The sequence below is a fragment of the Arachidicoccus sp. genome (assembly GCF_050436765.1).
GTDB lineage: Bacteria > Bacteroidota > Bacteroidia > Chitinophagales > Chitinophagaceae > Arachidicoccus.
Map to the genome: position 1 here is coordinate 1 of NZ_JBNQGD010000269.1, position 10835 is coordinate 10835.

At 36.0% G+C, this 10835-nt stretch carries 13 protein-coding genes; 6 read left to right on the forward strand and 7 right to left on the reverse strand.

From position 1 onward, the window contains the following. The 6 genes from sufD to ACQR30_RS11760 all read right to left on the reverse strand — a co-directional run. A partial coding sequence (sufD, locus tag ACQR30_RS11735; protein ID WP_429735292.1) for a Fe-S cluster assembly protein SufD occupies positions 1–1187 on the reverse strand: 1187 nt, incomplete at its 3' end. Between the two features lie 91 nt (positions 1188–1278). Beyond that, positions 1279–2037 (reverse strand): Fe-S cluster assembly ATPase SufC, encoded by a 759-nt coding sequence (sufC, locus tag ACQR30_RS11740; protein WP_429735294.1) that lies wholly within the window; start codon positions 2035–2037, stop codon positions 1279–1281. Between the two features lie 60 nt (positions 2038–2097). After that, positions 2098–3576, reverse strand: a complete 1479-nt coding sequence (sufB, locus tag ACQR30_RS11745) for a Fe-S cluster assembly protein SufB (protein WP_429735296.1) — start codon at positions 3574–3576, stop codon at positions 2098–2100. A 45-nt stretch (positions 3577–3621) separates the two neighbouring features. Beyond that, positions 3622–3948 carry a HesB/IscA family protein gene (locus ACQR30_RS11750; protein ID WP_429735298.1) on the reverse strand — a complete coding sequence of 109 codons (327 nt, stop codon included), beginning with the start codon at positions 3946–3948 and terminating at the stop codon, positions 3622–3624. Between the two features lie 104 nt (positions 3949–4052). Then, positions 4053–4829: a class I SAM-dependent methyltransferase gene (locus tag ACQR30_RS11755; RefSeq protein ID WP_429735300.1), complete on the reverse strand. Its 777-nt coding sequence runs from the start codon at positions 4827–4829 to the stop codon at positions 4053–4055. Between the two features lie 55 nt (positions 4830–4884). Next, positions 4885–5319: an RrF2 family transcriptional regulator gene (locus tag ACQR30_RS11760; RefSeq protein ID WP_429735302.1), complete on the reverse strand. Its 435-nt coding sequence runs from the start codon at positions 5317–5319 to the stop codon at positions 4885–4887. Positions 5320–5545: 226 nt separating this feature from the next. Here ACQR30_RS11760 and ACQR30_RS11765 point away from each other — a divergent pair, with 226 nt between their 5' ends. Further along, positions 5546–5914: a hypothetical protein gene (locus tag ACQR30_RS11765; protein WP_429735304.1), complete on the forward strand. Its 369-nt coding sequence runs from the start codon at positions 5546–5548 to the stop codon at positions 5912–5914. A gap of 122 nt (positions 5915–6036) precedes the next feature. Then, positions 6037–6909 carry a KPN_02809 family neutral zinc metallopeptidase gene (gene ypfJ / locus ACQR30_RS11770; protein WP_429735306.1) on the forward strand — a complete coding sequence of 291 codons (873 nt, stop codon included), beginning with the start codon at positions 6037–6039 and terminating at the stop codon, positions 6907–6909. A 3-nt stretch (positions 6910–6912) separates the two neighbouring features. On the opposite strand, the gene ACQR30_RS11775 is transcribed toward ypfJ, so the two are convergent. Then, positions 6913–7671 (reverse strand): SDR family NAD(P)-dependent oxidoreductase, encoded by a 759-nt coding sequence (locus ACQR30_RS11775; protein WP_429735308.1) that lies wholly within the window; start codon positions 7669–7671, stop codon positions 6913–6915. Between the two features lie 146 nt (positions 7672–7817). Between ACQR30_RS11775 and ACQR30_RS11780 the strand changes: the two genes are divergently transcribed. The 4 genes from ACQR30_RS11780 to ACQR30_RS11795 are packed head-to-tail and all read left to right on the forward strand — an operon-like array spanning position 7818 to position 10687. Further along, positions 7818–8648, forward strand: coding sequence for an ATP-binding cassette domain-containing protein (locus tag ACQR30_RS11780; protein WP_429735310.1), 831 nt, complete (start codon positions 7818–7820; stop codon positions 8646–8648). A 22-nt stretch (positions 8649–8670) separates the two neighbouring features. Further along, positions 8671–9474 carry a hypothetical protein gene (locus ACQR30_RS11785; RefSeq protein ID WP_429735312.1) on the forward strand — a complete coding sequence of 268 codons (804 nt, stop codon included), beginning with the start codon at positions 8671–8673 and terminating at the stop codon, positions 9472–9474. Positions 9475–9494: 20 nt separating this feature from the next. Then, complete coding sequence (locus tag ACQR30_RS11790; protein ID WP_429735314.1) at positions 9495–9884, forward strand: GntR family transcriptional regulator; 390 nt, start codon at positions 9495–9497, stop codon at positions 9882–9884. 2 nt (positions 9885–9886) lie between these two features. After that, positions 9887–10687, forward strand: coding sequence for a hypothetical protein (locus ACQR30_RS11795; RefSeq protein ID WP_429735316.1), 801 nt, complete (start codon positions 9887–9889; stop codon positions 10685–10687). The last annotated feature ends 148 nt before the right edge of the window (positions 10688–10835 follow it).

The following is a 10835-nucleotide window of genomic DNA, read 5'->3' on the forward strand; positions in this document are numbered from 1 at the left end:
AGGTAAAATAGCGATTCTTCGTTGAACTGGCCAACCGTAGTGCCATGGCTGCATTTTACGTCGTCGGCAAAGATTTCCAACTGTGGTTTGGAATTGATGGTAGCATTTGGGCTAAACAATAGATTATTGTTTTGTTGGAATGCATTTGTCTTCTGTGCGGCGCGGTGTACATATATTTTGCCGTTGAACACACCCTTACCGCCATCTAATATTACCCCCTTATACAACTGATTACTTTGACAATTCGGAAAACGATGATCTACTACCGAGTGATTATCCACCACATGCTTGTCACCCACCAAATACAAACCGTACAGATGTGTTTCGGTATTTGTGCCATCCAAAACCACATTCAAATTATTGCGTACTAAATCGGCTTTTGGTAATGTAAGTGTGTAATTGTCGTAACGGCTATTTTGCTCCTGTTCTACTTGTGTGTGTACAATCCATCTTTCACTAGTGTTACCACGTTGAAAATGAGCGTGTTTGAATTGTGCATTTTCTTCCACAAATATCTCAGTAAAACTATTAATGAAAAATATTTTTTTGCTGACACAAGTTGATGTTTCAATGATTTCGCATGAAGCACCCTGCGCAACCTTTATAATATTGCGTGGTTGTAAGAATACATTTTCGTTTTCCGCGTAAATGTGCACAATTTGAATGGGTTTGTCTAAGCGGAAATTCTTTTTTATTTCAAAATAAAACCCGTCTTTAAAAAATGAAGTATTCAAAGCTGCAAACGGAAACTTATTGATATCGACAGTTCTATTGATATCTTTTTCAAAATATTTTTGATTTTTAATCTCGTTTACCGGCTGAATAATGATTTTATCGGAGCTGGGAATTTCTGAAAAGTCAAAGTTGATAATGCCATTTACCAGCACTAATCGATATGCCTCTAAGTTTTTTATCTTCGTTTTATCAATCGCTTTTTGAATAGTTTCCTTATCAACCTTTTCTGTAGAACAAAGGTTATAAGCTTCATTCACAAATGGAGAAAGATTGGTAAAACGCCATTCCTCATTTTTAGTTGTGGGGAATTTATTCTCAGAAAACAATCCAAATGCTTCTTTCCTTTTTTTCAGGAGAGAAGTTTGTTCTGTTTTTTCAAATTCATGATAAGTCTGCTCAAATTCATTAACCAAAGTATCGTATAAAGAATTTTCTGCTATTTGATTAGACATTTATTTAATTCAAAATTTAAAAGTAAAAATTCAAAATGAGATTATTTCTTGCCTCGCAATGAAGGCATTCTCCAATTAAGTAATTTGTCAATTAGCCAATTACTTTATTTTCTTCTTTAATCCAGTCGTATCCCTTCTCTTCCAACTCCAAAGCGAGATCTTTTCCACCAGATTTTACAATTCGCCCATTATATAATACGTGTACAAAATCTGGAACGATGTATTCTAGAAGTCTTTGATAGTGTGTAATTAAGACAAATGCATTTTTTGAGGAACGTAATTTATTTACACCATTTGCTACGATACGCAGAGCGTCGATGTCCAACCCAGAATCGGTCTCATCCAAGATTGAAAGTTTTGGCTCGAGCATAGCTAATTGCAATATTTCGTTACGCTTTTTTTCACCGCCGGAAAATCCTTCGTTTAATGAACGGTTGACCAGTTTCGCGTCAAACTCCACCAATTGTTGTCTTTCTTTTGTAAGTTTTAAGAAAGATTTTGCATCTAATGGCTCTAAGCCCCGGTAGGAGCGTATTTCGTTTAATGCTGTTTTTAAGAAGTTGATATTAGAAACGCCGGGAATTTCAACCGGGTATTGAAAAGCCAAGAATAAACCTTCGCGTGCGCGATCTTCGGGAGAAAGATCGAATAAATCTTTTCCATCTAAAGTGGCGGAACCTTCAGTTACTTCGTAATTTTCACGACCGGCTAATACGGAAGCCAATGAACTTTTTCCGGATCCGTTGGGACCCATTATCGCGTGAACCTCTCCAGCATTCACTTCGAGATTGATACCTTTTAATATTTCCTTATTTTCTACTTGAGCGTATAAATTTTTTATGCTTAACATGCTACTATTTGTAATCTATGATTTGTAATTTAAGTTTAATGCTTTTTGCATTATTTCGCTTTATCCAACACTTCCTTCTAATGTAAGACTTAGTAATTTCTGTGCTTCTACGGCAAACTCCATTGGTAATTGATTTAACACTTCACGTGCATAGCCGTTTACAATTAAGGCCACCGCCTGTTCTGTATCAATTCCTCTTTGGTTTAGATAAAATATCTGATCTTCCCCGATTTTGGAAGTTGTCGCTTCGTGCTCTATGGTTGCCGTATTATTTTTGGATTCGATATAAGGAAATGTATGTGCACCACACAAATCACCAATCAACAAAGAATCGCACTGAGTAAAGTTTCTGGCGTTATCGGCTTTATGACCTACTTGGACTAAACCGCGGTAACTATTTTGGCCGTGCCCTGCAGAAATACCTTTCGATATGATGCGGCTTTTTGTATTTTTCCCTAAATGAAAAATCTTTGTGCCAGTATCTGCAATTTGATAGTTTTTAGTAACGGCCACTGAATAAAACTCTCCTACGGAATTATCGCCTTGCAAAATCACACTTGGATATTTCCAGGTGATAGACGACCCGGTCTCTACTTGCGTCCAGGATATTTTGGAATTGGCTCCTCTGCAGGCACCCCGTTTCGTTACAAAGTTGTAAATACCCCCTTTACCATCCTTATCGCCCGGAAACCAGTTCTGTACAGTGGAATATTTCACTTCTGCATTTTCCATTGCAATTATTTCTACTATAGCAGCGTGCAATTGATTTTCGTCACGCTTAGGTGCTGTACAACCCTCCAGGTAACTTACATAAGCGCCTTCATCGGCAATGATTAAGGTCCGTTCAAACTGTCCGGTATTTTCTGTATTTATTCTAAAATAAGTGGAAAGCTCCATTGGACAACGAACACCCTTGGGTACATATACAAATGATCCGTCGGAAAAGACGGCTGTGTTTAAAGATGCAAATTTGTTGTCGGAATATGGGACTACTGAGCCCAAGTACTTTTTCACCAATTCCGGATGTTTTTGTATGGCTTCGCTGATGGAACAAAATATCACGCCCAGTTTACCCAGCTCTTCTTTGAAAGTCGTGGCAACGGAAACACTGTCAAATACTGCATCTACAGCCACTCTTGGCTTGTTGGTGTCTTCAACGCCAGCTAAAACTTTTTGTTCATTTAAGGGAATCCCTAACTTGGCAAATGTCTCCAAAAGTTCGGGATCTACTTCATCTAAACTGCTTAATTTCTTTTTGTTTTTTGGAGCGGCATAATAGGATATTGCTTGAAAATCAATATCGGGCATCGGAAAGTTTTGCCAATCAGGCATGCTTTGTTTATTAAATGCCTGATAACCCTTTAAGCGCCAATCCAATAGCCATTGGGGCTCGTTTTTCTTTTTAGAAATAAAACGAACCACATCTTCATTTAGTCCTGCTGAAATCACATCCATCTCGATATTGGTGGTAAAACCAAATTCGTATTCCTGGGTGGAAATCCGGTCTAATATATCTTCATCTGTCTCTTTCGTAGCCATTATCTAAAGTCAAAAATTTAAAATAAAAATTTAAAAGTCATAAACCTATACTGCGAAGCTCTCCCCGCAGCTACAAGTTCTTGTGGCATTTGGGTTATTAAAAAATAGGCCTTTGCCATTTAATCCGCTTGAATAATCTAATTCTGTTCCGAATAGATATAATAAACTTTTCTTATCTACCAAAATTGTGATATCCTTATCAGTGAAAACTTCATCATCTTTTTTCTTTTCTGAATCGAATTCCAATTGGTATTCTAAACCTGAACACCCACCGCCACGTACTCCTACGCGCACGTACCTCCCTTTTTCAGTGGGTTGTTTGCTCATCAAGCCTTCTATATATTCTTTCGCTGCATTTGAAACGGTAATCATACACTTTCCTTTTGGATGTGCGAAGTTACGAATAGAAATTCATTTATGCTTTTGAACTGGTATCTTTCTTTGTTTAGAGCAGTTTGAATAACATTTCATTAATTCTATATTTTTTCAGCGATAATAGATATTGCGTTAATGTGTGGTTGATATTTTCTAAACAAGTGACGCATTTCCAATACGCGCTTTCTTGCATTTCGATATATTAAAATATTGAACCATATTTTAAGAGATCTAAAAACACCTTCATCTGCTATTAGCCGCTTAAACTCAAGCAGATGCATAGGGCTAAATAATACCTCCTTTACTTTAAAGCCTTCTTTCTCAAATAAAGCCGTCCACTCCGCGGCCGTCAATGGTCTTGCATTTACGTGCATGGCCAATGCAAGGTTCTTTTGTATGTCAGCCTTGGTATTTTCGTCTAAGCCTTCGGGTTGAAGGCATAATTCGTGAATGCCATATAAGCCACCTTTTCTTAATATTCTGTAGGCTTCGCGAATAATTTCGCTCTTTCGATGATCCGCCTGCATCGTGAGCATCGCTTCGCCCAGAACCTTATCTTTACTTTCATTTTCTTGACAGCTCTGTGCGGCATTTCCTATTATGACATGGACGTTTTTGCCTATGAATTTCTTTTGCAAATTCTTTGCTGCATTTTCGTTAGCCTCGACTGCGGTATAAGATTTAGGGTGTTGCTTCAACAGCAAAGCCGCGGTAGCTCCCATGCCGGGTGCAAATTCCAGAACGTTTTCCCCGGTGGAGATCCCAAGTGAATGTACCAATTTTAATGTTAACTCCTTTCCTCCGGGACGGAGAACTGTTTTGCCCAATTTGGCTAAAAGCCAGTGTGCTTGATTTTCTTCTGTATATGAGGTATTCATAATGAATACTTTTAAATGTTTTGCTTTGAAAGAAGTGACTTGATTTAAACTTAAATTATCGTTTTAAAAAAGTAAGACCTTCGTTCAAGCCAGTTGATAATTCTTTAATACTGGTCGTTTCTAACATTGTTTTCAGGCCTTCCCTTACTGCTTTAAATTTGTAATGCACCGGACAGGGTTTTGCTTCATTGCAGACATCTAGGCCCAACCCACAACCTTTGTATATTTCGTCACCATCAATAGCATTTACAATATGAGACAGTTTTATTTTTTCCAATGCAGTTTCTTTTATTTTAAAACCGCCTGCTGCCCCTCTTATTGAAATAATGATTTTACTATGCGTGAGCTGCTGTAATATTTTAGCGGTAAACGCTTCCGGTGAATTAATCGCTTTTGCAATCTCCTTCAAACTTACACACTCGCCTCGTTGCGATTGATGCGCAATATGCAGGGTTGCTTTTATGCCGTATTCACAAGATTTTGAAAACATATTCTGTTTAATTCGAGAGCAAAGATAGCGCATGATTTTTAAATAGGATAAAAATGTCCGAATTATTTGATAATTTTTCATTTTGTTAAACATAAGAGAACTGAAACAAGCTATTACGCTATAATAGAAGGTATTAACATTGGTTTGGGATTTTATTATTCTGTTTGGCACAATGTCTGTTTTACCCCTAACGGATTTTATTTCTAACCTATTAATGTATTAAATTATGAAAACAAAACACCTTTCGCTAGTTGTACTAGCAATGATTATGGGCGTCGCAACTTACGCTCAAGACACTATTCCGCAGAAGGACACCATTCCTCAGAAGGACACTACTAAAAAAGATACGACTACTACTCCTCCTACGAAGGATACGATGGCAAGCTTTGTAGTAATGAATTCTTCTACACAATTTTCTGCGGTGGACACTATTCCAGAAAAGACGGATACGACTAAGAAAGACACAACGGATAAACCCAAAAAAGATACGAGCTCATCTTATGCGATTGTGAATGCTGCGCAAGAGAATATTGTTTTTCTTAAGGGTGAAAATGGTGAATTAGTTTTACCGAACTTGGAAGAGAAAACCGTATAAAATTCTATCTAAGAATTTTAAAGATTAAAAGAAAAAGGATTGGACATTTATTGTCCAGTCCTTTTTTGATATGAAAAACATATATTATATTGCAGTTATATTTTAATTTAATAAGCATTCCTATGAAGTGGTTAAATCCTGATGACAGCACAGATGGTGTCGAAGTACAAAAAGGTGGTCGAGGAAAAACAGTAGGTAAAATTGGCGGGCTTGGAGCCATTGTGGTTGTTGTTATTTCGCTCATACTTGGCAAAAATCCTATGGAAATGCTGGGTTTCGTGAATAATGTAATGCCTGGCCAACAGCAGACACAGACGACAGGTACTGTGACGAATATGAATAGCAATAATGATTCTACTTTTACTGTCAGAGTATATAACAGTGCCAATAGCGTATGGGAAGGGGTCTTTGATCAACAATTACACAAAAAATACAGCCGGCCGGTTTTATCCTTATTTGAAGGTTCTACACAAACGGCTTGTGGTGGTGCATCCGCCGCGTCAGGGCCCTTTTATTGTCCGGCAGATAGAAAAGTTTATATCGATTTATCTTTTTTCAATGAATTGGCCCAGCGATTTAAGGCTCCTGGACAATTGGCAATGGCTTATGTTGTTGCCCATGAAATGGGGCATCATATACAAAATCTGCTAGGTGTAACAGACAAATTGGATGCTGCTCGCCAAAGATTGAGCGAAGCAGATTACAACAAGCTTTCTGTGAAATTAGAATTGCAAGCGGATTTCTATGCGGGCTTTTGGGCACATTATGCTGAAGAGGAAAAAATAATCGCTTTGGATCCGGGTGATATAGAGTCTGCACTCGCAGCCGCCAATGCAGTAGGAGACGATAATTTGCAAAAACAGGCACAAGGTTATGTCGTACCTGAATCTTTTACCCACGGGACCTCAGCGCAACGTGTATATTGGTTTAAAAAAGGATATACGACGGGTGATTTAGCGCAAGGCGATACTTTTAATGATGCTAGCTTGGACTAGGCTTTAATTTTTATGTGTAAAAAAAGAATTCGCTTGAGCGGTACATGTAATAACCAAATCATTAATACAAACATGAGGGGGAAGCGTTGCACAATAATAGGTTACATCGGCTATATCATTTGCCTGTAGGGCATCGTAGCCTGTGTATACTGCTGTGCTTTTTACCTTATCTCCTTTAAAGCGTACTTCAGAAAATTCGGTTTCTGCAGCACCCGGATGAATAGCGGTTACTTTTATATGATGTGGTAATAATTCTATTCTTTGGGATTGGGATATAGAATCAACTGCGTGTTTGGTCGCGCAATAGACATTGCCCATTGGATACACATCTTTTGCAGCTGTAGAACCAATATTGATAATATGTCCTTTTTTATTTTTCGTAAAATAAGGAACGATGGCTTTGGATACATAGAGTAACCCTTTAATATTCGTATCAATCATCGTTTCCCAATCATCCAAATTTGCTTGATCAAAATTATCTCTACCCAAGGCCAAACCAGCATTATTAACGAGCACATCAATATATTGCCACTCGGTTGGAAGATTTGTTAATTGTTCAAATACGGCTGTTTTGTTTCTTACATCAAAAACAAGGGGTAAGATTTTTACTTTATTTTTCTCTGCTAAAGACTTAGCAAGGGTTTCTAATCTTTCTTTTCTTCTGCCTGTAATAATGCAATTCCAGCCTTCAGAAGCGAATTTTTCTGCAATTGCTTTCCCAAAACCTGAAGTGGCACCGGTTATTAAAATAGTTTTTGACATAGTATATTTTTTGAAAGGTCGAAGGTATGAAACTTGATTTATTGCCTTTGTAAATTTTCCCGTTTCAAAAAAAATATTAGGTATAAGAAAATATATTCTATTATATTTGTACTGTATTAGATAAATAGTACACTAAATCAATAGAAATGATAAATATTGAAAATCTGCACTTCACTTACAAGAATACAATGGTGTTCGATGGGTTAAATCTAAATTTTCAGGCAGGGAAAATTTATGGCTTATTGGGAAAAAATGGCACCGGGAAATCCACGTTGTTTTATAATATTTGTGGTTTGTTGTTCCCAAAAAGAGGCTGCATTAAAGTGATGGATTACGTTCCAGGTGAAAGAACACCTGCATTTTTGCAAGGGATATCTCTTATTCCCGAAGAGTTTTATTTGCCTGACATTTCTATCCAAAACTTTATAAAAAATCATTCAGTTTTTTATCCTAAGTATAATCAAGACCAATTTGATGCTTACATAAGAGAATTTCAAATACCTATAAATAATAAGTTGCAGCAGTTGAGTTATGGACAAAAGAAAAAAGTATTGATAAGCTTTTCCCTTGCCTGTAACACTTCTGTTGTGTTGATGGATGAGCCAACCAATGGGTTGGACATCTTGAGTAAAAGGCAATTTAGAAAAATATTGGCTGGGGTTGTCGATGAAAATAAATGTATAGTTATCAGCACGCATCAGGTCAAAGATTTAGAGTCACTAATTGATCAAATTACCATCATTGATGAAGGCAAAATATTGTTTAATCAGTCGATAGACGAAATAATGAACAAATTGGTTTTCAAATTTTCTCATGATAAAAGCGATTTGCTTAATGCGTTATATGCCGAAGAATCCCTAACCGGTAACGCAATCGTTACTTTTAATATGAAAGAGGAAACCAGCAAGGTAGATTTAGAGATGTTGTACAAGACAGTTGTTACAAATGGGGATTCCTTAAGGAAAATATTTAATTAAAAGCAATTTAAAAATAGAATCTATGAACAATCATTTTAGCCTCAAACGTGTATGGCTGCTTATTTGTAGACAATGGTCCGAGTACAAAAAGTTTTATGTCTATGGAACATTGGCTCTTTTAGGCTTATTAATTTTTGCAGCTTTAGTATGGATATCTAATAGTGGCCTGAATTATAGAAAAGATTATTTGATTAGTGTCTATTCATTCGGACTTCTTTTAATCGGTGCCATTTTTGCCAATAATTCCCTCAAAATGCTCCATTCAAAAGCAGAAAGTATCTATTGGTCTACCATTCCTGCAAATCAGGCGGAGAAGCTAATTTGCATATTATTCTACAACGTAATTGTATTTACTATTGTATACACTTTGTGTTGCATTTTGGTTTCCTATTGCAGCTTTTCTTACATCGATCATATTGTAAGACTAAATCCAAAATATAGTAGTTCTTCTCTTGAACTCGATTGGAAGAATCGGAGTTCTGAACTGAGAAAAATCGTCACTTCCCTTTCTTACGCTTTCTTTGTTGTACAGGGTTTATTTATATTGGGAGCTGTCTATTTTAAGAAATATTCATTTATTATCACAACTATAATTGCCGTCTTGCTATTATTCGCTGGGCTTTTTTACATGCAAAAACTCTCCGATTATTTTTCGCCAAATTCCAGTTTTGAGATAAATACGCTTGACATCTATAAATCAACCTATCAAGAAATTTACAAGATTGACAATCCGTTTGCCAATACAATCGTTTTTATTTTGAAAATAATTGGAGGACCCTTTTTATGGCTGATCAGCTGGTATAAATTAAAAGAAAAGGAAATTTAACCCCGTAAAACTGAATTCAGATGCAATTTGATAATAGCCCGCAGGCCATTTATTTACAAATAGTTGATTATGTGTGTGAAAAACTATTACTTAAGCAATGGACTATAGAAGACAAAATTCCAAGTGTAAGAGAGATGGCGGTAAAAATGGAAGTAAACCCGAATACAGTTGCGCGCGCTTACGATTTTTTGAAGCAACAAAGTATTATCTATGATAAACGTGGAATTGGGTATTTTATTTCTCCAGAAGGATTAAATAATACAATCTCTTATAGAAAGCAAGAATTTGCCGAGAAAGAATTGCCCGGCATTTTTAGAACCATGTATCTATTGGACGTTGAGTTAGATGACTTAAAAACTGAATTCGAGAAGTTTAAAGAATTATATGCTAAAAATCAAAAATTATTCTAAATATGAAAACAAGCAACAAATTGCTCATTGGCTTTCTAATTTTTATGCTCACTGTACCCTTGTTCTTTCTATCGGCATTGAAGACTAAAGTAAAAAGAGGTGAGTTTGCAATGGAGAGTAATTACCTGACGATTACAGGACAGTTAGGGGATTATAAGGTTATAAAAATTGATGGATTGAGTAAATCACCAGAGGCTTTAAGTTGTCATATACAATCTTCTATTAGCAGAAAATATGAATATAATAATTTTCATGACAAAAATAATTTTCTATCTATCAAAAAAATAAATGATACTATATTCATACAGTATAATCGAAAAAATGAAGATAAGTCTAATGTTTTCAACTTCATTGATCTAAATCTATTTGTACCAAATATGGAAAATGTTTTGATTCAGAATGCCACAGTATATATTGATTCCGTCAATTCAAAATTGACGAAAATGGTTAATGTAAAGTTGCAAAACAACGCGGTCCTGAATATTGGAAGTACTTCGGGAGGTATGAACTCATCGAATAGTTATGTATATTTACATAACCAAGATGATAGTTACAGAATTTTACGAAAGCCAGTGTCGACTACTCAAATCTTTGACTCATTAAATATTGAAGGAGAGACTGATTCAAAGGTTGTATTGGGTGGAGTCCAAATAAAGAACCTAATACTCAATATGCAAAGTAATTCTAAGCTAGAAATCCCTTTAAGTTTGGATGTAAATCATATTAGTGGGAAGATTTCTGCCGAGACTTCTATTAAAGCGAATAGCAAAGGCATAAATGCATTGCAACCTTTATTTAAATAACATAACAAAAATAGAATAAAAGTCACTTCTTTCATGGAGTGGTTTTTAGTATGCGTGTTAAGGTTGAAAAAGTTTTATTTTTTAAATATGCCCCTTCGTTGGAAATACCTGCAAACTCCTAAGAAATTTATTTTTTGTCTTTTTTTTT